Origin of the sequence: Streptomyces sp. TRM70350 (assembly GCF_019219825.1) — a bacterium.
In the GTDB taxonomy this organism is placed as follows: Bacteria; Actinomycetota; Actinomycetes; order Streptomycetales; family Streptomycetaceae; genus Streptomyces.
Genome location: NZ_JAHUXH010000003.1, coordinates 186,191 through 206,383, shown reverse-complemented (window position 1 = coordinate 206,383; position 20,193 = coordinate 186,191). Strand labels below are relative to the sequence as shown.

The 20,193-nt window shown below is 71.8% G+C and carries 19 protein-coding genes; 6 read left to right on the top strand and 13 right to left on the bottom strand.

The genetic code is table 11. From position 1 onward, the window contains the following. Positions 1-8: 8 nt before the first annotated feature. The 3 genes from KWI83_RS06920 to KWI83_RS06910 are packed head-to-tail and all read right to left on the bottom strand — an operon-like array spanning position 9 to position 3,537. Positions 9-800: a 3-oxoacyl-ACP reductase gene (locus tag KWI83_RS06920; RefSeq protein WP_218513393.1), complete on the bottom strand. Its 792-nt coding sequence runs from the start codon at positions 798-800 to the stop codon at positions 9-11. Continuing rightward, positions 797-2,170, bottom strand: a complete 1,374-nt coding sequence (locus tag KWI83_RS06915) for an aldehyde dehydrogenase (RefSeq protein WP_256361899.1) — start codon at positions 2,168-2,170, stop codon at positions 797-799. Before KWI83_RS06915 ends, KWI83_RS06920 begins: the two co-directional genes overlap by 4 nt. Before the next feature lie 8 nt (positions 2,171-2,178). Next, positions 2,179-3,537, bottom strand: coding sequence for a glutamine synthetase family protein (locus KWI83_RS06910; protein ID WP_218513391.1), 1,359 nt, complete (start codon positions 3,535-3,537; stop codon positions 2,179-2,181). Positions 3,538-3,645: 108 nt separating this feature from the next. Between KWI83_RS06910 and KWI83_RS06905 the strand changes: the two genes are divergently transcribed. Both KWI83_RS06905 and KWI83_RS06900 read left to right on the top strand, forming a co-directional pair. Then, complete coding sequence (locus KWI83_RS06905; protein ID WP_218513390.1) at positions 3,646-4,380, top strand: FadR/GntR family transcriptional regulator; 735 nt, start codon at positions 3,646-3,648, stop codon at positions 4,378-4,380. 91 nt (positions 4,381-4,471) lie between these two features. Beyond that, the gene (locus tag KWI83_RS06900; RefSeq protein WP_218513389.1) at positions 4,472-5,155 is read left to right on the top strand and encodes a gamma-glutamyl-gamma-aminobutyrate hydrolase family protein; all 684 of its coding nucleotides are present in this window, start codon (positions 4,472-4,474) and stop codon (positions 5,153-5,155) included. Between the two features lie 117 nt (positions 5,156-5,272). Here the strand turns inward: KWI83_RS06900 and KWI83_RS06895 are convergent, their stop codons facing one another. Then, on the bottom strand, positions 5,273-6,238 hold the full coding sequence (locus KWI83_RS06895; protein ID WP_218513388.1) for a LysR family transcriptional regulator: 966 nt from the start codon (positions 6,236-6,238) through the stop codon (positions 5,273-5,275). Between the two features lie 70 nt (positions 6,239-6,308). On the opposite strand from KWI83_RS06895, the gene KWI83_RS06890 reads away from it, so the two are divergent. Beyond that, the gene (locus tag KWI83_RS06890; protein WP_218513387.1) at positions 6,309-7,448 is read left to right on the top strand and encodes a TDT family transporter; all 1,140 of its coding nucleotides are present in this window, start codon (positions 6,309-6,311) and stop codon (positions 7,446-7,448) included. Here KWI83_RS06890 and KWI83_RS06885 read toward each other — a convergent pair. The 4 genes from KWI83_RS06885 to KWI83_RS06870 form a co-directional block, all read right to left on the bottom strand. After that, positions 7,360-8,079: a helical backbone metal receptor gene (locus KWI83_RS06885; protein WP_218513386.1), complete on the bottom strand. Its 720-nt coding sequence runs from the start codon at positions 8,077-8,079 to the stop codon at positions 7,360-7,362. The two genes, KWI83_RS06890 and KWI83_RS06885, sit on opposite strands and share 89 nt — an antisense overlap. A 2-nt stretch (positions 8,080-8,081) precedes the next feature. Further along, positions 8,082-8,648 carry a helix-turn-helix domain-containing protein gene (locus KWI83_RS06880; RefSeq protein ID WP_218513385.1) on the bottom strand — a complete coding sequence of 189 codons (567 nt, stop codon included), beginning with the start codon at positions 8,646-8,648 and terminating at the stop codon, positions 8,082-8,084. A 567-nt stretch (positions 8,649-9,215) separates the two neighbouring features. After that, positions 9,216-11,036, bottom strand: coding sequence for an ABC transporter permease/substrate binding protein (locus KWI83_RS06875; RefSeq protein WP_218513384.1), 1,821 nt, complete (start codon positions 11,034-11,036; stop codon positions 9,216-9,218). Beyond that, positions 11,029-12,105, bottom strand: coding sequence for a glycine betaine/L-proline ABC transporter ATP-binding protein (locus tag KWI83_RS06870; protein WP_218513383.1), 1,077 nt, complete (start codon positions 12,103-12,105; stop codon positions 11,029-11,031). The genes KWI83_RS06875 and KWI83_RS06870 overlap by 8 nt, the downstream gene beginning before the upstream one ends. A gap of 194 nt (positions 12,106-12,299) precedes the next feature. Between KWI83_RS06870 and KWI83_RS06865 the strand changes: the two genes are divergently transcribed. From KWI83_RS06865 to KWI83_RS06855, 3 genes are all read left to right on the top strand, one after another. Then, positions 12,300-13,229, top strand: a complete 930-nt coding sequence (locus KWI83_RS06865; protein ID WP_256361935.1) for a 5'-3' exonuclease — start codon at positions 12,300-12,302, stop codon at positions 13,227-13,229. Between the two features lie 127 nt (positions 13,230-13,356). Next, positions 13,357-14,211: a siderophore-interacting protein gene (locus KWI83_RS06860; RefSeq protein ID WP_218513382.1), complete on the top strand. Its 855-nt coding sequence runs from the start codon at positions 13,357-13,359 to the stop codon at positions 14,209-14,211. A 63-nt stretch (positions 14,212-14,274) separates the two neighbouring features. After that, the gene (locus KWI83_RS06855) at positions 14,275-15,222 is read left to right on the top strand and encodes an RluA family pseudouridine synthase (protein WP_218513381.1); all 948 of its coding nucleotides are present in this window, start codon (positions 14,275-14,277) and stop codon (positions 15,220-15,222) included. On the opposite strand, the gene KWI83_RS06850 is transcribed toward KWI83_RS06855, so the two are convergent. From KWI83_RS06850 to KWI83_RS06830, 5 genes are all read right to left on the bottom strand, one after another. Continuing rightward, positions 15,216-16,730 carry a cytochrome P450 gene (locus KWI83_RS06850; protein WP_218513380.1) on the bottom strand — a complete coding sequence of 505 codons (1,515 nt, stop codon included), beginning with the start codon at positions 16,728-16,730 and terminating at the stop codon, positions 15,216-15,218. The two genes, KWI83_RS06855 and KWI83_RS06850, sit on opposite strands and share 7 nt — an antisense overlap. Before the next feature lie 70 nt (positions 16,731-16,800). Next, positions 16,801-17,421, bottom strand: a complete 621-nt coding sequence (locus KWI83_RS06845) for an ATP/GTP-binding protein (protein WP_218513379.1) — start codon at positions 17,419-17,421, stop codon at positions 16,801-16,803. Beyond that, a complete protein-coding gene (locus KWI83_RS06840) occupies positions 17,402-17,857 on the bottom strand; it encodes a DUF742 domain-containing protein (RefSeq protein ID WP_218513378.1) in 456 nt (151 codons plus the stop codon). The genes KWI83_RS06845 and KWI83_RS06840 overlap by 20 nt, the downstream gene beginning before the upstream one ends. Further along, the gene (locus KWI83_RS06835; RefSeq protein WP_141309447.1) at positions 17,854-18,261 is read right to left on the bottom strand and encodes a roadblock/LC7 domain-containing protein; all 408 of its coding nucleotides are present in this window, start codon (positions 18,259-18,261) and stop codon (positions 17,854-17,856) included. Before KWI83_RS06835 ends, KWI83_RS06840 begins: the two co-directional genes overlap by 4 nt. Further along, positions 18,258-19,859, bottom strand: a complete 1,602-nt coding sequence (locus KWI83_RS06830) for a sensor histidine kinase KdpD (RefSeq protein WP_218513377.1) — start codon at positions 19,857-19,859, stop codon at positions 18,258-18,260. Before KWI83_RS06830 ends, KWI83_RS06835 begins: the two co-directional genes overlap by 4 nt. Positions 19,860-20,193 lie beyond the last annotated feature (334 nt).

Below are 20,193 nucleotides of genomic sequence, written 5' to 3'. Positions count from 1 at the left end.
ACAGGCTTCTACAGCGGCGTGACGTACGCCCCGGAGATGCCCCCGTCCACCAGGAAGTCGGTGGCGTTGACGAAGGAGGAGTCGTCGCTGGCGAGGAACGCGACGGCGGCGGCGATCTCGTCGGCCTCGGCGAACCGGCCGAGCGGGATGTGCACCAGGCGGCGCGCGGCGCGCTCCGGGTCCTTGGCGAACAGCTCCTGCAGCAGCGGCGTGTTGACCGGGCCGGGGCAGAGCGCGTTGACGCGGATGCCCTCGCGGGCGAACTGCACGCCGAGTTCGCGGGACAGGGCGAGGACGCCGCCCTTGGACGCGGTGTACGAGATCTGCGAGGTGGCCGCGCCCATCCGGGCCACGAAGGACGCGGTGTTGATGATGGAGCCCTTGCCCTGGCGGCGCATGTAGGGGATGGCGGCCTTGCAGCACAGGTAGACGGAGGTGAGGTTGACCTCCTGGACGCGCTTCCAGGCCTCCAGGCCGGTCTCCAGGATGGAGTCGTCGTCGGGCGGGGAGATGCCGGCGTTGTTGAAGGCGATGTCGACGCTGCCGTACGTCTCGTACGCCGTCCGGAACAGCGCCTCGACCTGCTCCGGGTCGGTGACGTCGACGTTGACGAAGATCCCGCCGACCTCTTCGGCGGCCGCCTTGCCGCGCGTCTCGTCGACGTCACCGCAGACGACGTGCGCGCCCTCGGAGGCGAGCCGGCGGGCGGAGGCGAGACCGATGCCGCTGCCGGCTCCGGTGACGACGGCGGTACGGCCGACGAGGCGGCGGCAGACGGCTTCCTGGGGTGCTTCGGTCACTGTGCGGGGCCTTCCGTGCTGATGAAGACGTTCTTGGTCTCGGTGAACGCGGCGAGCGCGTCCGGTCCCAGCTCGCGGCCGATGCCGGACTGCTTGAAGCCGCCGAACGGGGTCCAGTAGCGCACGCTGGAGTGGGAGTTGACGGACAGGTTGCCCGCCCGGACGGCCTGCGAGACACGCAGCGCGCGGCCGACGTCCCGGGTCCAGATGGAGCCGGAGAGGCCGTAGTCGGTGGCGTTGGCGAGGCGGATCGCGTCGGCCTCGTCGTCGAAGGGCAGGACGACGGCGACGGGGCCGAAGACCTCCTCGACGGCCACGCGCGCCACCGGGCTGACACCGGTGAGGACGGTGGGCGGGAACCAGAAGCCGGGGCCCTCGGGGGCCTTGCCGCGGATGCCGGGGGCGTCCGGGTCGACGAACGAGCGGACGCGGTCCAGCTGGGTTCTGGAGATCAGCGGGCCCATGTCGGTGGTCTCGTCCGATGGGTCGCCGACGCGCACGGCCTCGATCGCCGGGCTCAGCAGCTCCAGGAAGCGGTCGTACGCCGTCCGCTGTACGAGGATGCGGGTGCGGGCGCAGCAGTCCTGGCCGGAGTTGTCGAGGAAGGACATGGGTGCGGCGGCCGCGGCGGCTTCGAGGTCGGCGTCGGCGAAGACGATGTTGGGGCTCTTGCCGCCGAGTTCGAGGGTGACGCGCTTGAGAAGCTCCGAACCCTTCGCCAACACCCGTTTGCCCACAGCCGTTGACCCGGTGAAGACGATCTTCGCGACGCCCGGGTGCTCGACCAGCGCGTTGCCCGCGACGGGACCGCGGCCGGGGAGCACCTGGAACAGGCCTTCGGGAAGCCCTGCCTCCTGGGCGAGTTCGGCGAGGCGGAGTGCCGTCAGCGGAGTCGTCTCGGCGGGCTTGAGGATCACCGCGTTGCCGGCCGCGAGCGCCGGAGCCGTGCCCCAGGCCGCGATCGGCATCGGGAAGTTCCAGGGTGCGATGACGCCGACGACGCCGAGCGGTTCGAGGATCGTGACGTCGAGGCCGCCCGGGACCGGGATCTGACGGCCGGTGAGCCGCTCCACTCCCCCGGCCGCGTAGTCCAGCAGGTCGCGGACGTTGCCCGCCTCCCAGCGGGCGTTGCCGACTGTGTGCCCGGCCTCACGGACCTCCAGTTGCGCGAGTTCTTCGAGGTGTTCGTCGACGGTGACCGCGAAGCGGCGCAGCAGCCGGGCGCGGTCGGCGGGGGCGAGGGCGGCCCAGTCGGCCTGCGCGCGGGTGGCGCGTACGACCGCCACGTGGACGTCGGCCTCGGACGCCGCCGGGATCGTGGCGACGACCTCCTCGGTCGCCGGGTTCAGTACCTGGAGCTGGTCGGACAAGAAGGGCCTCACATGCGTTCGAAGGAGCGGCGCAGCTCCCAGTCGGTCACCGCGGCGTCGAAGGCCTCCAGCTCGACCCGCGCCATGTTGCGGTAGTGGGCGACGACCTCGCCGCCGAAGGCCGCCTTGGCGATCGGGCTGTTCTCCCAGAGCTCGGCGGCCTCGCGCAGCGTGCTCGGCACGTGCGCGAAGTCGGCGGTGTAGGCGTTGCCGGGGCACGGCTCGGGCAGCTCCAGCTTCTGCTCGATCCCGTGCAGGCCCGCCGCCACCATCCCCGCCACCGCGAGGTGCGGGTTGACGTCACCGCCGGGCACCCGGTTCTCGAACCGCAGGGAGCGGCCGTGGCCGACGACCCGCAGCGCGCACGTGCGGTTGTCGTGCCCCCAGGCGACGGCGGTCGGCGCGAAGGAGCCCGGCTGGAAACGCTTGTACGAGTTGATGTGCGGCGCGTAGAGCAGCGAGAAGTCCCGCAGCGCGGCGAGCTGCCCGGCGAGGAAGTGCCGCATGACCTCGGACATGCCGTCGTCGCCGGGCATCACGCTGCGGCCCTGGTCGTCGGCCAGCGACAGATGGATGTGGCAGGAGTTGCCCTCGCGCTCGTTGTACTTGGCCATGAAGGTGATCGACATGCCCTCCTGGGCGGCGATCTCCTTGGCGCCGGTCTTGTAGATCGCGTGCTGGTCGCAGGTGACCAGGGCCTCGGCGTAGCGGAAGGCGATCTCGTGCTGGCCGGGGTTGCACTCGCCCTTGGCGGACTCGACGGTCATACCGGCGCCGGCCATCTCGTTGCGGATGCGGCGCAGCAGGGGCTCGATGCGGCCGGTGCCGAGGACCGAGTAGTCGATGTTGTACTGGTTGGCCGGGGTGAGGCCCCGGTAACCGGCGTCCCAGGCCTGTTCGTAGGTTTCCTTGAAGACGATGAACTCCAGCTCGGTGCCCACCTGGGCGGTGAGGCCGAGTCCGGCGAGGCGCTGAAGCTGGCGGCGCAGGATCTGCCGGGGCGCGGCCACGACCGGGGAGCCGTCGGCCCAGGCGAGGTCGGCGACGACCATGGCGGTGCCCTTGTTCCAGGGGACGCGGCGCAGGGTGCTCAGGTCGGGGTGCATGGCGAAGTCGCCGTACCCGCGGTCCCAGGAGGACATCTCGTAGCCGTCGACGGTGTTCATCTCGGTGTCGACGGCGAGGAGGTAGTTGCAGCCCTCCGTGCCGTGCTCCAGCACCTCGTCGAGGAAGAAGCGCGCGGCGAACCGCTTGCCCTGCAGCCGCCCCTGCATGTCGGGGAAGGCCAGGACGACGGTGTCGATCTCACCGCCCGCGACGAGGGCGTGCAGCTCCTCGACGCTGAGCGGGGGTGTGCGGTCTGCCACGGGAAGGGCCTCCTTCGGGCTTCTTCGGGCTTCAGCGCGCTGTGTCGGCCGGGCCGAGAGTCATAAGGTATTGCTGAGAACCATTGCTTGGGAAGGGGGCACGGCCATATGTCGGTGGATCCGGTGGGCGATGCGGGCGACCCGCTGACGCCGGTGCTGCGGCCGGTCCGCGCCGGCAACGGCTTCGAGGAGGCGCTGGAGCAGATCCTGCAGGTGCTGCGGCTCGGCCTGGTACCCGGCGGTGAGCGGCTGCCCGCCGAGCGGGAGCTGGCGGAGCGGCTCGGGATCAGCCGGGTGACGCTGCGTGAGGTGCTGAAGGTGCTCCAGGACCAGGGGCTTGTTGAGGCGCGGCGCGGGCGGTACGGCGGAACGTTCGTGCTGCCCCGCACGGACGGCGGCGGCCAGGACGAGCTGCGCCGCCGGGTCGCCGGGGTCGACATCGAGGACGTGCTGCGCTTCCGGGAGGTGCTGGAGGTGGGCGCGGCCGGGCTGTGCGCGGCGCACGGGCTCACCGACGAGCAGGCGGAGCGGCTGCGCGCCGCGCTGGCCCGCACCCATGACGCGCCCCTCACCGACTACCGGCGCCTGGACACGCTGCTCCACCTCACGCTCGCCGAACTGTGCGGCTCGCCGACGCTCACCGCGCGGTACGCGGCGGTACGGGCCACGGTGAACGACCTGCTGGACTGCATCCCGCTGCTGGTGCGCAACCTGGAGCACTCCCAGCGCCAGCACACGGCGCTGGTGGAGGCGGTGCTCGACCGGGACGCGGACGGGGCGCGGGAGGTCATGCGGGAGCACTGCGCGGGGACGGCGGCGCTGTTGCGGGGATTCCTCACGTGAGATGCGGGGCTTCCTCACGTGAGGCCTTGCGCGGTGCGGGGCCCGACGGCAAAGGTATGAAGGCGATCCATTGAGGGCAGCGGGAGGACGTATGACCGGCAGACCGCTGATCGGCGTCAGCACGTATCTGGAGGCCGGGGCGCGCTGGGGCGTGTGGGAGCTGGACGCGGCGCTGCTGCCGGCCGGGTATCCGCGGCTGGTGCAGCGGGCGGGCGGCCTGGCCGCGATGCTGCCGCCGGACGCGCCCGACCATGCGGCGGCGACGGTTTCCCGCCTCGACGGTCTGGTGATCGCGGGCGGGCCGGACGTCGACCCGTCCCGCTACGGCGCGGAACGCGACGCCCGTTGCGGGCCCCCGGCGCGGGAGCGGGACGCCTGGGAACTCGCGTTGATCGAGGCCGCGTTGGCGGCGCGGGTGCCGCTGCTGGGCATCTGCCGGGGGATGCAGCTGCTGAACGTCGCCCTGGGCGGGACGCTCGTGCAGCACCTGGACGGGCATGCGGAGGTGGTCGGGGTCTTCGGGCGTCACGCCGTCAAGCCGGTGCCGGGGACGTTGTACGCCGGTGTCGTGCCGGAGGAGACCTCTGTTCCGACGTATCACCATCAGTCCGTGGATCGCCTCGGTACGGGGCTGGTGGCTTCGGCGCACGCGGTGGACGGGACCGTGGAGGCTGTTGAACTGCCCGGGGAGCATTGGGTGTTGGGGGTGCAGTGGCATCCGGAGATGGGGGAGGATGTGCGGGTGATGCGGGCGTTGGTGGAGGCGGCCGGTTAGCTGGCGGCGCGCCTCGCGGGTGCGGCTTTTATGTGGCTGGTCGCGCAGTTCGCCGCGCCCCTTGGGGGTCCTTGCACTATGCCCGCCCTGATCGGACGCTCATAGTGCAAGGACCCCTTAGGGCGTTGTCCTCCCGCCTGTTTTCGATTTCCGCGTCAGGCCCAGCAGCTCCCGCGCGGGGCCCGCCGGGCGGTGGCCCGTTCGCCATACCGCCCGCAGGTCGCGCCGCAGGCGTACGCCGTCCACGGGGACGTTCACCAGGCGCCGGGTCGCCAGTTCCTCGCCGACCGCCAGTTCGCTGAGCACCGCGGGTCCCGCTCCCCCGACCGCCGAGGCCTTCACGGCCGTGGTGGAGGAGAGCTCGATCAGCGGGCGGGCCAGGCCGCCGAGCGCCGCGTCCAGCACCTGGCGGGTGCCCGAGCCCTTCTCGCGCAGGACCAGCGGGGTCGCCGCCAGTTCGTCCGCCGACAGCGGGCGGCGCCGACGGGCCCAGGGGTGACCGGGTGCCGTCACGACGACGAGGTGGTCGTGGCCGACGACCACCGAGTCCAGTCCCGCCGGGACCGTCAGCCCCTCCACGAAGCCCAGGTCGGCCTCGTCGGACAGCAGCCGCTCGGCGACGGCCGCCGAGTTGCCCGCGAGCAGCGACACCGCCGTGTCGGGGCGTCCCGCGCGCAGCGCCAGCAGCCAGCCCGGCAGCAGATACTCGGCGATGGTCATGCTCGCCGCGACCCGCAGCCGCGAGTCCCGCCGGTCCCGCAGTGCCTGCGCCCCCGCGTCGAAGGCCTCCGCCGCCTCCACGACCCGCCGCGCCCAGTCCGTCACCAGCACACCGGTGTCGGTGAGCCGGGAGCCGCGGGGTGAGCGGTCCACCAGCGCCACCCCCAACTGCCGCTCCATGGAACGGATCCGGCTGCTCGCCGCCGGCTGGGTGATGCCGACCTCCCGGGCCGCCGCGCCGAGGCTGCCCAGCCGCGCCACGGCCAGCAGCAGCTCCAGCGCCCCGAGATCCGGCACCCGGTGCGCCAGCGAACCCGCGCCCGGGGGCGTCCGCCCGTTCTGCTGTCCCTCCGACCTGCTCATAACCCCACCTTATGCCCCCATAGAGACGTGGTCCCTGGTGGCAGCCCCGGACCGGCGCCACCGTGAGCGCATGGTCACCGCCGCCCACCCCGTGTCACGCCCCACCCGGCGTGTCCCCGCCGTCCGTCACCTCGGACCGAACTGGTACGCGTCCGTCATGGGCACCGCCATCGTCGCCACCGCCGGCGCGGCGCTCCCCGTGCACCTCCCGGGGCTGCGCACCGCCTGCACGGCCGTCTGGGCCCTCTCCCTGGTCCTCCTGGCGGCCCTGCTCGCCGCCCGCGCCCTGCACTGGACCCACCACCGCGACCAGGCGCGCGCCCACCTCCTGGACCCGGCGACGGCCCCCTTCTACGGCTGCCTGGCCATGGCCCTGCTGGCGGTCGGCGGCGGCACGATCACCGTCGGGCGGGACTGGATCGGCACCGGGGCGGCGGTGGCGCTCGACGCCGTGCTGTTCACGGCCGGGACGGTCCTCGGGCTGGCGGCCGCCGTCGCCGTCCCGTACCTGATGGCCGTACACCACCGGCCGGATCCCGGGCAGGCCACTCCCGTGTGGCTGCTGCCACTGGTCGCGCCCATGGTGTCCGCGGCCCTCGGGCCGCTGCTCGTGCCGTATCTGCCGCCCGGGCAGGCCCGGGAGATCCTGCTGCGGGCCTGCGTGGCGCTGTTCGGGCTGAGTCTGCTCGCCACCCTGCTCATGCTGCCGGTGATCTTCGCCCGGCTGCTCACCGGCGGGCCGCTGCCGCTCGCCCTCACCCCGACCCTGTTCCTGGTGCTGGGCCCGCTCGGGCAGTCCACGACGGCGGTCGCCCATGTCGCGGACGCGGCGCCCTACGGCGGGAGTGTCCTGGTCGTGCTGTACGGGCTGCCCGTGATGGGTTTCGCGCTGTTGTGGTTCGCGCTGGCGACCGTGCTGGTGCTGAGGGCCCGCCGACAGGGCATGGGCTTCGCGATGACGTGGTGGGCGTTCACCTTCCCCGTCGGCACCTGCGTGACCGGCGCGGAGGCCCTGGGACGGCACACCGGGCTCGTCGCCTTCGGCTGGCTCGCGATCGGTCTGTACGGCGTCCTGGTCGCCGCCTGGGCCGTCGTCGCCGTACGGACGGCGCGCGGGCTGGTCAGCGGAGAGCTGCTCGCAGGGCCTCGGCCAGCACCCGTGGCGCCTCGGCCAGTGACGGTCCGTACCACGTCAGGTGCCGGCCGCTGACCAGCGCGCAGGGCAGGCCCTCGAAGGACTCCGGGCCGTCGTCGGCGGTGAAGCGGTAGGGCTCGTCCGGCAGGACGACCACGTCGGGGGCCGCGGCGCGCAGCTCGTCGAGCGGGATGCGCGGGTAGCGGTCGGCGTGGCCCGCGCAGCGGTGGTCGACGCCGAGGCGGGCCAGGACGTCGCCCGCGAAGGTGTCGCGGCCCAGCACCATCCAGGGCCGCCGCCAGATCGGGACGACGGCCGTTCTGCGCGGGTCCAGGACGGGTGGCCGCGTCCAGGCCGCCTCCGCGTCCCGCAGCCACGCCGGGCGCGGATCGGCCCCGCAGGCGTCCAGCACCCGCGCCAGCTCCCGGAAGGCCTGCGGCACGTCCCGCACCTCGGTCACCAGCACCTCGACACCGGCCGAGCGCAGGGCGTCGAGGTCGGGGGCGCGGTTCTCCTCCTCGTTGGCGATCACCAGGTCGGGGGCGAGTGCCAGGACGCGGTCGGCCTTGGGATTCTTGGTGCCACCGACGCGGGGGACGTCGAGGTCCGCCGGATGGGTGCACCAGTCCGTGGCGCCGACCAGGACGCCGGGGGCGGACACCGCCACGGCCTCCGTGAGGGAAGGCACCAGCGAGACGACGCGCACGGCTACCGGTGCCGGTCCCGCACGGCCTCGATGTGCTCGGCGACGGCGACGACGAGCACGCGCGTGTCCGGCACGGTCGCCCGCCAGCGGTGCCGCACACCGCCCGTGAGGTACAGGGTGTCGCCGCGGCCCAGACGGTAGGCGCGGCCCTCCGCCTCGATCTCCACGGCGCCGTCGGCGACGTACATCAACTGGTCGTTGCGGTACTGGAATTCACGGCCCGCCTCGTGGTCGCCGGTGAACTCCGAGGCCTGCATCTGGTGATGACCGCGCACCAGGGAACGGACCTGCGGGTGCGGTCCCGGCTCGGCGTCCCCGGCGCGCACCACGTCGACGCTGCACGCCGGGTCGGCGGCGGCGAGGAGTTCGACGGCGGTGGTGCGCAGGGCGTCGGCGACCTTCTCCAGAGAGGTCTGGCTGGGCCGTGCGCGGTCGTTCTCGACCTGGCTCAGGAAGGGGACCGACAGGCCGCTGCGCTCGGCCACGACGGCGAGGGTGAGCTCCAGGGCACGACGGCGCCGCCGCACGGCCGCGCCCACCCGAAGGGGCTGCTCTTTGTGGTCGCCCATCGCTCCGGCTCCCTCCTTCGCTCGTCGGTCGGTCCGTGTACGCCGCTGTCCGGGCGCACTCCTTTCTGATGAGTTCTCTGCACCCTACGCATGTTCGGCAAACCGTTTCATGCGCCCGTCACACAGCCGTCACCCAGCGTGGCCCGCGACCCCACAGTTCGCGCCACTGGATCAGCCTCCCGGGCGGCACCCGCCGCACGCTCCTCCTTCGGGGCGAACGGGCTGACCAGCGGGCCGGAGCCGTCCTCGGCCGCAGGTCGCGCGGATGCGTCCGCGACCCTGACCGTCGATCAGTACGAGCCTGACGCTGTTCGGTTCAATGCGCGAGCGGTCCCCCATGTTCCCACGGCGTGCCAGAGCCCACCAGGCGGCCGGGTGCCGCGCAAGTGGGGGTCGGCTTCGTGAAGTTGACGGCCGGGTTCTGGCGGTGGCGTAGCGCTGCGTGGTTGTCCGGATCCTTTTCGTACGGACGGTGCACCTCGGGTGGCCGTCATGCCACGAGGGGTGGGCGCGGCCGCACACGCGCGCGTGCGTGTACGTCGCTGCCCACCCCTGGAGCCGGTCAGGTCACCCGGCCGCCTGCCTCTGCCCCTCGCCCACCGGGGCCCACTCGTCGACCAGCCCGGGGTGCTGCCTGAGCCAGGCGCGCACGGCGTCCTGCTCCTTGCCCTTGCCGGCCTTCTGGATCTGCGCCTCCAGGCCGGTCAGCTGCTCCTCCGTCATGGAGAAGTTCCGCAGCCACTCGCCGACCTCGGGGTTGTCCTCGGCGAAGCCCTTGCGGGCGAGCGTGTGCACGCCGTCGCCCTTGCCCCAGGCGCCCTTGGGGTCCTTGAGCTTCTTCAGGTCGTAGTCGCTGTACGCCCAGTGCGGCGACCAGAGCGTGACGACGATCGGCTGCTTCTTGGCGTACGCCCGCTTGAGCTCGGCGAGCATCGCGGGCGTGGAGCCGTCGACGACGTCGTACGCGTTCTCCAGCCCGTACTCCTTGAGCACCTTGTCCTTGAGCAGCCCCATCATTCCGGCGCTCGGCTCGATGCCGACGATCTTGCCGTCGAAGTCGGAGGCGTGGTTCTTCAGGTCGTCCAGGGAGTTCACGTCCTTCATGTACGACGGGACGGTCAGCTCCAGGGAGGTGGGTCCGTACCACGAGCCGAGGTCGTCGAGCTGCTCGCCGTACTTCTTCCAGTACTCGGCGTGCGTGGTCGGCAGCCAGGAGTCGGTCTGGAAGTCGATCTGGCCGGTGGCGAGGCCGGTGTAGAGCGGGCCGGCGGCGTACTGCGTGGTGGTGACGTCGAAGCCGCGCCGCTCCAGGATCTCCTTCCACAGGTACGTCGTGGCGATGCCCTCGTCCCAGGGGATGTAGCCGAGCTTGATCTCCCTGCCCTTGCCGACGTTCGTGGCGGAGGCCTCGGCGGTGCCGGTCGAGGAACCGAAGACGCCCATGCCGCCGCCGATCAGGGCGAGGACGACCACGCCGACGACCGCGACGACCGGGCGGGGGCGGTAGTGCCACACCCGGCGGTTGCCCGTGGCGCGGGCCCGGGCGGCGGCGCGGCGGCCGAGCGGGGAGATCTGCTCACCGAGCGCGCCGGTGATCCGGTCCAGGTAGATGGCGAGGACGACGATGCCGAGGCCCGCCTCGAAGCCGAGGCCGATGTCGAGCTGGCCGATCGCCTCGTTGACGGCGCCGCCGAGACCGCCGGTGCCGACCATGCCGGCGATGACGACCATCGACAGGCCGAGCATGATGACCTGGTTGACGCCCGCCATGATGGTCGGCAGGGCGAGCGGCAGCTGCACGCGCAGCAGGGTGTCGCGGGGCGTGGTGCCGAACGCCTCGGCGGCCTCGACGAGTTCGGCGTCGACCTGACGGATGCCCAGCTCGGTCATCCGGACGCCGGGCGCGAGCGCGAAGATCAGGGTGGCGATCACACCGGCCGGCACGCCCATGCCGAAGAACAGGATCGCCGGGATCAGCAGGACCATCGACGGCATCGTCTGGAGCAGGTCCAGGACAGGCCGGACGAGGGCGCTGACGGTCTTGGAGCGGGCGGCCCAGATGCCCAGCGGGACGGAGATCGCCAGGGCGATCACGGTCGCGACGATCACCAGGGACAGGGTCGACATGGCCCGGTCCCACAGGTCGAGCGAGTCGATCAGGGCGAAGCCCGCGAAGGCCAGGACGCCGCCCAGCAGGCCGCGCAGCCACCAGGCGAGCACCGCGAGGATGCCGGCCAGGAGCAGCGGCTCGGGGGCGGTGAGGACGTCGCTGATGCCGTTGTACATGCCCTCGACGACGGCCTTGACCGCGTCGAAGAGCCAGGAGAGATGGTTGACGAGCCAGTCGACGCCGGAGTCGACCCAGTCGCCGAGATGAAGCCTAGGCATGGGCGGTCGCCTTCCCGTCCGGGTTGTCGCAGGGCGCGGGGCCGGCCGTCTCGTCGCCGAGGAAGCCGATCAGCCGCTGCCGCGGTACGACACCGACGACCCGGTTCGCCTGGTCCACCACCGAGACGCGGTGCGACAGGCGGGCGCTGATCGCGCACAGCTCCACGAACGGTGTCTCGCGGGTCGCGGTCTCGCAGGCGCAGAGGGGGGCGTCGGCGGTGACCGACGGGTCCATGAGCGCGCCCGCGGTCAGCACGCGGGAGCGGTCGACGTCCTGGATGAAGGAGGCCACGTAGTCGGTGCCGGGGCGCAGCAGGATGTCCTCGGCGCTGCCGGTCTGCACGATCCGGCCGTCGCGCATGACGGCGATCCGGTCGCCGAGGCGCATGGCCTCGTTCAGGTCGTGGGTGATGAAGACGATGGTCTTCTTCAGCGTCCGCTGCAGCTGAAGCAGCTGGTCCTGCATGTCGCGGCGGATCAGCGGGTCCAGCGCGCTGAAGGACTCGTCCATCAGCAGCAGGTCGGCGTCGGTGGCGAGCGCGCGGGCGAGACCGACGCGCTGCTGCATGCCGCCGGACAGCTCGTCGGGCCAGGCCTCCGCCCAGCCGTCCAGTCCGCACAGAGCCAGCGCCTCGCCGGCGCGGCGCTCGCGCTCGGCGCGGGGCACGCCCTGCACGGCCAGGCCGTAGGCGGCGTTCTCCAGCACGCTGCGGTGCGGGAACAGCGCGAAGTGCTGGAAGACCATGCTGATCTTCTTCGCCCGGACCTCGCGCAGTTCGCGGTCGGAGAGCGCGGTCAGGTCCTGGCCGTCGAAACGGACCGTTCCGGCGGTGGGCTCCAGCAACCCGTTGAGCATGCGCAGCAGTGTGGACTTGCCGGAGCCCGACAGGCCCATGACGACGAAGATCCCGCCCGGTTCCACGGTGAAGGAGGCGTCGATCACGGCGGCGGTGGCGCCGTCGGCCCGCAACTCCTCCCGGTCGGCCCCGGCGCGGAGCCTGTCCACTGCCTCGTCCGGTCTTCTGCCGAACACCTTGTAGAGATGCTGGGCCTCAAGCCTGGCTGACACGCGTGCCTCTCGTCTCGACGGCAAGGGAGGGAGACGAAGGGCCGCAAAACAATTGAAAATGCAACCGGCATCGCTCCGAGGCGGCGCATGCCCAGACGCGTCCGAGGCAAACACCGCAGTGATCCGGTTCACAGCACGTTCACGACGACCACGCCCCCGGCCGCGCCGGGTGGCTGTCAGTGGGGTACGGCATGATGCGGGACGTGACCGGACGACTGATGCTCCTCGACACCGCCTCGCTCTACTTCCGCGCCTACTTCGGCGTCCCGGACTCCGTGAAGGCGCCGGACGGCACGCCGGTGAACGCCGTGCGCGGACTGCTCGACTTCATCGACCGGCTGGTCAGGGACCACCACCCCGAGCACCTGGTGGCGTGCATGGACGCCGACTGGCGCCCGAAGTGGCGGGTCGAGCTGATCCCGTCGTACAAGGCGCACCGGGTCGCCGAGGAGCACGAGGTCGGGCCGGACATGGAGGAGGTGCCGGACACGCTGTCTCCGCAGGTGCCGGTCATCGAGGCGGTCCTCGACGCGCTGGGCATCGCGCGGGTGGGGGTCGAGGGGTACGAGGCGGACGACGTCATCGGCACCTTCACCGCGCAGGCCACCGGCCCGGTCGACATCGTCACCGGCGACCGGGACCTGTACCAACTGGTGGACGACGCTCGTGGCGTGCGGGTGCTGTACCCGCTGAAGGGCGTGGGCACCCTGCAGCTCACGGACGAGGCGTGGCTGCGCGAGAAGTATGGCGTCGACGGCAGCGGGTACGCGGATCTGGCCCTGCTGCGCGGCGACCCCAGCGACGGTCTGCCGGGCGTGCCGGGCATCGGCGAGAAGACGGCCGCGAAGCTGCTCGCCGAGTTCGGCGACCTGGCCGGGATCCTGGCCGCGGTCGACGACCGCAAGGCGAAGCTGACGCCGACCCAGCGCAAGCGGCTGGACGAGGCGCGGCCCTACCTGGCGGTGGCGCCGACGGTCGTGCGGGTGGCCTGCGACGTGCCGCTCCCGGACGTCGACACGGCGCTGCCGCGCACGCCGCGCGACCCGGCGGCACTGGAGGCGCTGTCGGGGCGCTGGGGGCTCGGCGGCGCGCTGCAGCGGCTGCTCACCACGCTCGAATCGTGACGATTCCGGCAACTCGGACTCATACACTTGAACGCCGAAGAAGACGCACTTGAACAGCTGAGAGGCATCAGTGGGACGGAAGTGCTAGCTTAGGTAAGCCTAAGCTATTCGGATCAGGGAGGCCGTCATGGCAGAACGTCCGGCCCGCCAGCCGCGCAGGGCTCATTCCGCCCAGGTCGTCCGCACCGAGCGGCTGACCCCTCACATGCAGCGGGTGGTGCTCGGCGGCGACGGCCTCGCCGAGTTCACGGCGGGTACGTGCACCGACCACTATGTGAAGCTGCTGTTCCCCCCGGCCGAGGGCGTGACCTACCCGGAGCCCTTCGACCTGCAGCGGATCCGCGAGGAGCTGCCCCGCGAACAGTGGCCGGTCACCCGGACGTACACCGTGCGCGCCTGGGACCCCGAACTGCGCGAGCTGACGCTGGACTTCGTGCTCCACGGCGACGAGGGCCTGGCCGGTCCCTGGGCGATGCGCGCCCGGCCCGGCGACACCCTGCGCTTCACGGGCCCCGGCGGCGCCTACGCCCCCGACGCGAGCGCCGACTGGCATCTGCTCGCCGGTGACGAGAGCGCGCTGCCCGCGATCGCGGCCGCCCTGGAGTCGCTTCCCGACGGCGCCGAGGTCCGGGCCTTCGTGGAGGTCGCCGGGCCCGAGGAGGAGCAGAAGATCGACTCCGACGCGGAGGTCGTCTGGCTGCACCGCGGCGAGCGTCCCATCGGTGAGGCGCTGGTCGAGGCGGTCCGGGCGCTGGAGTTCCCCGAGGGCCGGGTGCACGCGTTCGTGCACGGCGAGGCGGCGTTCGTGAAGGAGCTGCGCGCACTGCTGCGCGTGGAGCGCCAGATCCCGCGCGAGGACCTGTCCATCTCCGGCTACTGGCGGCTCGGCCACAACGAGGACGGCTGGCAGGCGTCCAAGCGGGAGTGGAACGCCCGGATCGAGGCGGAGCAGGAGGCCACCGGGGCGACGGCGGCCGCATAGGCGTACGCGACGGTCACGCGGGCCCCCGCAGCCGCCCCGGGTGAGCGCTTACGCTGGACGGCGATGAGACGCAGGACCCGGATTCCGCCTTCCCCGTTGCCACAGCGTGACGGTGTGGACCCGGTGCGGGTGCGGCTGCCCTTCGAGGGGGCGTGGGCGACCGTGCGGGAGCATCTGGTGCAGCGGCTGACGGGGGCCGGTGCCGGGGTCGTCGACGGGATGTTCCAGGCGGGACTGATCGTCGGGGCCGACGGGACGGCGGTCGCGCCGGACGCGGCGTATGTGCCGGGGATGTTCGTGTGGTTCCACCGGGAGCTGCCCGTCGAGGTGCCGGTGCCGTTTCCGCTGCAGGTCGTGCACCGCGACGAGCACATCGTCGTCGTCGACAAGCCGCACTTCCTCGCCACCACGCCGCGCGGCAGCCATGTCGCCGAGACCGCGCTCGCCCGGCTCCGCCGCGAGCTGGGCATTCCGACGCTGACCGCCGCACACCGGCTGGACCGGCTCACCGCCGGGCTGGTGCTGTTCACGGTGCGGCCCGAGGAGCGGGGCGCGTACCAGACGCTGTTCCGGGACCGGCGGGTGCGCAAGGCGTACGAGGCGGTGGCGCCGTACGACCCGGCGCTCGCCCTGCCCCGGACCGTGCGCAGCCGGATCGTGAAGGAGCGCGGGACGCTGACCGCCCGCGAGGTCGAGGGCGAACCCAACGCGGTGAGCCGTATCGAGCTGATCGAGCACCGCAGGGATCTGGCCCGCTACCGGCTGGTGCCCGGCACCGGGCAGACGCATCAGCTGCGGGTGCACATGAACGCGCTGGGCGTGCCGATCCTCGGCGATCCGCTGTATCCGGTGGTGACCGGCCCCGTGCCGGCCGGTGACTTCCGGCGCCCGCTTCAGCTGCTGGCGCGGGAGCTGGAGTTCACCGACCCGGTCACGGGGCTGGCGCACGTCTTCCGCAGCGAAAGGACGCTGACGGCCTGGTCCGGGGACCCGGAGTGGGCCGGTCAGTAACCCCGCCACCAGCGCAGGAACCGCTGCCAGACGCCCGGCGTGCGGGTGCTCGCCGTCTCGGCGTCGGGCAGGGGCTGCTGCTGCGGCGCCGCGGTGGCGGTGCCCGCCTGCTCCGGGGAGGGCTCCGGCGTGGGGGCGGGCGCCGACTCGGGTGCCGGGGCGCCGACCTGCCAGGTGCTGCGCTGGCGGGGCACCGGCTGGAGGCCGGGCTTGTCCATGACGTCCTGCGGCGGCTTGGGATCGAACCGCACCGGCAGTTCCACCAGGTGGCGTGAGGAGATGGACTCGGTCCAGGTCAGGTCCTCCTCGTCGCAGTCGAGTTCGACGTCCGGCAGCCGCATCAGCAGCGCGTCCACACCGATGTCGGCGATGGCACGGCCGATGTCCTGACCGGGGCACTCGTGCGGGCCGCCGCCGAAGGCGAGGTGGGACCGGTTGCCCTGCATGTTGGCCGTCAGGTCGGGCCGTACCTTCGGGTCGACGTTGCCCGGCGCGGGGGCGAACAGCAGCCCGTCGCCCTTGCGGATCCGCTGCCCTCCCAGCTCCGTCTCCTGCTTGGCGAAGTAGGCGAACACCGCGCTGAACGGCGGCTCGTCCCACAGGGACTGCTCGACCGCCTCGGGCACGGTCATCTGGCCGCCGTTGAGCTGGGCACGGAAGCGCGGGTCGGTGAGCACCGTGCGCAGCACGTTGGCGAGGAGGTTGGCGGTGGCCTCGTAGGCGGCGATGAGCACGACCCGCAGGTGTTCGCGGACCTCGTCGTCGCTGAGGCCGGCCGGGTGGGTGACGAGGTGGCTGGTGAAGTCGTCCTCGGGCTGCGCGCGGCGCTTGGCGGCGAGCCGGCCGAGGGCGTCCACGATGTACTGGTTGCTGGCGATCGCGGTCTCGGTGCCCTTGAGCATGTCGCGGGCGGCGTGCACGATCCGGTCGCCGTACTCGTCGGGCATGCCGAGGATCTCGCACATCACGGCCATCGGCAGATGGTCGGCGTACTGGCTGACGAGGTCGGCTTCGCCCGCCTCGCAGAACCGGTTGACGAGGATCTGGGTGTAGCGGGTGATGTGCCGGCGCAGGCTGCGGAAGTCGATGGTGGTCAGGGCGCCGGTGACCGCGCCGCGCAGCCTGAGGTGCTCGTCGCCCTCGGCGTGCGAGCAGATGGGCTGCCAGGCGATGTGCGGCATGAGGGGGTGGTCGGGCTTGACCATGCCCTCCAGCAGCGGCGTCCAGAGCCGGCTGTCCCGGGTGAACTGCGCGGGCGAGCGCACCATGTGCAGGTTCTCGGCGTGGCCGAGGACCACCCACATCGGTACGTCGTCGTGGAGCAGCACGGGCGCCACGGCACCGTGCTCGGCGCGGAGTTTCTCGTACAGGGCGCCCAGGTCCCGTGCTTCGGGGCCGTAGAGCCGGTGCAGTCCGCCGGGGCCGAGGGTGTTGTGTGCGGGGCAGCCGGGGGGCGGGCCGGCGGTGAGGTCGTCCGTGCCGGTCGTGGAGTGGGATTCAGGCGTCACAGCGAGTCGCTTTCGGAAACTGTGGGGGGACCGTTGTCTGGGGAGTGGGACCTGCGGCGGTGCGGGCGGGTCAGGTGAGCTGGCCCGTCATGGCCAGGGAGTGCAGGAAACGCATCAGCGTCATCAGCACCTCCTTGCTGGAGGCGCGGCGGCGGGCGTCGCACTCCAGGATCGGGATCTCCTCGGCCAGGTCGAGCGCCGCGCGCAGCTCCGGGATCGGGTAATGGGGGCCGTCCGGGAAGGTGTTGACGGCGACCACGAAGGGCACACCGCACTCCTCCAGCCGGCCCATGACGTCGAAGCTGACCTCCAGCCGCCGGGTGTCGAGCAGGACCACCGCGCCCAGCGCTCCCTCGAACAGCCCGTTCCACAGGAACCAGAAGCGTTCCTGGCCGGGCGTGCCGAACAGGTACAGCACGAGCTGGTCGGTGATGCTGATGCGGCCGAAGTCCATCGCCACGGTGGTGGCCGTCTTGGAGTCGGAGCCGTAGTTGTCGTCGACACCGACGCCGGCCTGCGTCATGGTCTCCTCGGTGGTCAGCGGTTTGATCTCGCTGACCGAGCCGACCATGGTCGTCTTGCCGACCCCGAAGCCGCCCACGATGACGATCTTCACCGCGGCCTGTGCCGTGTGCGGCAGATGGTCCTCGGTGCGTGGGCCCGGGATGGTGTCAGAGCTTTTGAAGTCCATGCATCACCGCTTCGAGGATGGAACGGTCAGGGAGCGCCTGGCGGACGACGGGGGCGCGTGCCTGCACGAGTTCGGCCGTCAGCATCTCGGTCAGCAGGACGGTGATCACGCTGAACGGCAGACTGAGGTAGGCCGACAACTCGGCCACGGAGAGCGGGGCGGCGCACAGCCGCAGCACCGCCGCCTGTTCCGGGCTGGTGGACGGCTTCGGCTCGGCCCGCGCCACGATCAACGTGACCAGGTCGAGTTCCGCGCGATCGCCGTCCGTCTCACCGATCACGAACAGGCGCTCGGGGTTGGAGGGCTTGCCGTCCTTGCCCGGTGTGCCGTCCGTGCTGTCGTGGCCCGCGCCGCCCGCCTGAGGGGCCGACTGCGGCTGCGGCTGGGGTGGGGGCTCCTGTCTGGTGGAGCGCCGCTTGCGTTGCGGAGGAGTCATACGGCCTTCCCGTTGCGCCTCGGCGGACTGGTCAGGTGGGGACCGATCCGGTCGACGAGGTCGCGCATCTGGGCGCTCATCAGGCCCGGTTCGGCGACGATGTTGGAGAGCACCGCGAGATAGGCGTTGGGCCCGGCGGCCATCAGGTAGAAGTAGCCGCCGTTGACCTCGATGAGGATCATGCGCATCTGGCCGTCGCTGGTCGGGATCTCGTCGGCCACGGCACTCGCCAGGCTCTGCAGTCCGGCGCAGGCCGCGGCGACCCGGTCGGCGGTGTCCGGATCGCCGCCGTGGCGGGCGATGCGCAGTCCGTCGGCGGAGAGCACCACGATCATCTGGATGCCGGGCACGCCCTTGGCGAGGTCCTGGAGCATCCAGTCGAAGTTCGCTCGGTACGCCATCAGTTGGGCTCCCTCTCGTCGTCGGCCTGGGCACGGGCCGGCTCGTTGGTCGGCTGGGTGGAGGAGGTCGGCTTCGGTCGCTTGAGCCCCTCCATGAACGCCTCGACCCACATCCCGGGCGGTGGCTGGTCCTTGTTCTCGGGCTTGGGTTCGGGGGCGCCCCACACGGGCCGGGGTTCGCGCCCCTCCCGCTCGGCGGCCTCCTTCTCGGCGCGTTCGGCGGCGTACTGCTCCCGGATCCGCTGGCTGAGCGGGGTCTTCACCCGGCTGCGGCGCTGCGGCAGACCGTTCGCGGTCCACTCGGTGACGACCGGGACGTCGTCCTCCATGGGGACCGTGGCCGGGATCTTCGGGCTGGTCGGGCGGCGCCGCTTCGGCGGGCGCTTGGGGCCCTCCAGGGCGTCCGGCGAGACGGTGGGCACCGAGGTGGCGCCGATGCCGTGGGCGAGTCCGACGCCGGGCTCGTCGGTGAGCATGTTGCTCGGCACGATGACCACGGCCCGGACCCCGCCGTACGCCGAGGAGCGCAGCGCCACCTGCATGTTGTACGCCCGGCACAGGCGGCCCACGACGGCGAGGCCGAGGCGCGGGGCGTCACCGAGGTCCTGGAGGTCGACGCCGGCCTTGGCGCGCTCCAGCATGCCCTCGATCCGGATGCGGGCCTCCTCGCTGAAGCTGACGCCGGCGTCCTCGATCTCGATGGCGACGCCGGTCTGCACCTGGACCGCGGTGACGTGCACCTTGGTGCTCGGCGGCGAGTAGCGGGTGGCGTTGTCGAAGAGCTCGGCGCAGGCGTGGATGACGGGCTCGACGTAGATGCCCTTGACGCTGATGCGGGCGATGTTGTCCAGCTTGATTCGGCGGTACTCCAGGATCCGCGACATGGCGCCGCGCAGCGTGCTGTACAGCGACACCGGCAGGGGCCACTGGCGGCCGGGGCGGCCGCCGCCGAGGACGGAGATGGAGTCGGCGAGGCGGCCGATCAGCGCGTTGCCGTGGTCGATGCGCAGCAGGTCGTCGAAGACCTCGGGGTTGCGGCCGTGGTCCTCCTCCATCTCCCGCAGCTCGTTGGCCTGTTGGTGGACGATCGCCTGCACGCGCCGGGCGATGGTGACGAAGGAGCGTGCGGCGGAGTCGCGCAGGGCTTCCTCGTGGTCCACGATGCGCATCAGCTTCTTGAGCAGCTGGCGCTGTGGGTCGGGCATGTCCCGGAAGGCCGGATCGACCAGGCTGAGTTGGCGGATCACCTCCACGGGGGAAACACCGCCGGCCATCCGTCGCAGCGCGGTGGGCACGATGTCCTCGCCGAAGCGGACCCAGTCCTCGTGGTGGGCGATGATGCGCTGTTCCAGCGACGCGCTGTGACGGGCGTGCTCGGCCTGGGCGTGCCGCAGCGCGCGGCCGCGGCGCACCGCTTCGGCCGCGGTGGCGATCACCAGGAGCGTGGCGACGGCGCCGCACAGGCCGACTGCGGTCCGGGCCGAGGGCGTCACCAGGGCGACGGCGGTTCCGGTCGCCGCGGCCATCAGTATCGCCGGGAGCAACAGCACGCGCGCATAGGGAAGTTCACGCCGTGCGGGTGGGGATTGAACACTCACCATGTGGGCCCTCTGAAAGCAGTCGGCGGGGAGTCGGGGGAGCTTGCGGGGGTATACGTCATGGGACTGTTGGGATCATCAGGATTTTTGGGAACAGGCGCACGAATACACCGCAACTCGGTGCGCTGCGGGCGAGCTTAGTCCGACCGGATCATCGCCGTGTCATATTCAGCAACCGCCTGAAACGAGACCCGCAACAGGAGTACGCTCGACTCCATTTACACGCAGAGATCACTTTCGCACACGGTGAGTGACGGCAAACAGGCATGCGACAGCAACTCACCGTGATGAGTGAATGAGCGGCTACTTGTAGACCACGGAGCAGCAACGCCCCTCA

Coding starts and splice junctions, on each gene's coding strand:
- KWI83_RS06905 (WP_218513390.1), top strand. CDS start 3,646: ATGTCGGTGGATCCGGTGGGCGATGCGGGCGACCCGCTGACGCCGGTG.
- KWI83_RS06900 (WP_218513389.1), top strand. CDS start 4,472: ATGACCGGCAGACCGCTGATCGGCGTCAGCACGTATCTGGAGGCCGGG.
- KWI83_RS06895 (WP_218513388.1), bottom strand. CDS start 6,238: ATGAGCAGGTCGGAGGGACAGCAGAACGGGCGGACGCCCCCGGGCGCG.
- KWI83_RS06890 (WP_218513387.1), top strand. CDS start 6,309: ATGGTCACCGCCGCCCACCCCGTGTCACGCCCCACCCGGCGTGTCCCC.
- KWI83_RS06880 (WP_218513385.1), bottom strand. CDS start 8,648: ATGGGCGACCACAAAGAGCAGCCCCTTCGGGTGGGCGCGGCCGTGCGG.
- KWI83_RS06875 (WP_218513384.1), bottom strand. CDS start 11,036: ATGCCTAGGCTTCATCTCGGCGACTGGGTCGACTCCGGCGTCGACTGG.
- KWI83_RS06865 (WP_256361935.1), top strand. CDS start 12,300: ATGCGGGACGTGACCGGACGACTGATGCTCCTCGACACCGCCTCGCTC.
- KWI83_RS06860 (WP_218513382.1), top strand. CDS start 13,357: ATGGCAGAACGTCCGGCCCGCCAGCCGCGCAGGGCTCATTCCGCCCAG.
- KWI83_RS06855 (WP_218513381.1), top strand. CDS start 14,275: ATGAGACGCAGGACCCGGATTCCGCCTTCCCCGTTGCCACAGCGTGAC.
- KWI83_RS06845 (WP_218513379.1), bottom strand. CDS start 17,421: ATGGACTTCAAAAGCTCTGACACCATCCCGGGCCCACGCACCGAGGAC.
- KWI83_RS06840 (WP_218513378.1), bottom strand. CDS start 17,857: ATGACTCCTCCGCAACGCAAGCGGCGCTCCACCAGACAGGAGCCCCCA.
- KWI83_RS06830 (WP_218513377.1), bottom strand. CDS start 19,859: ATGGTGAGTGTTCAATCCCCACCCGCACGGCGTGAACTTCCCTATGCG.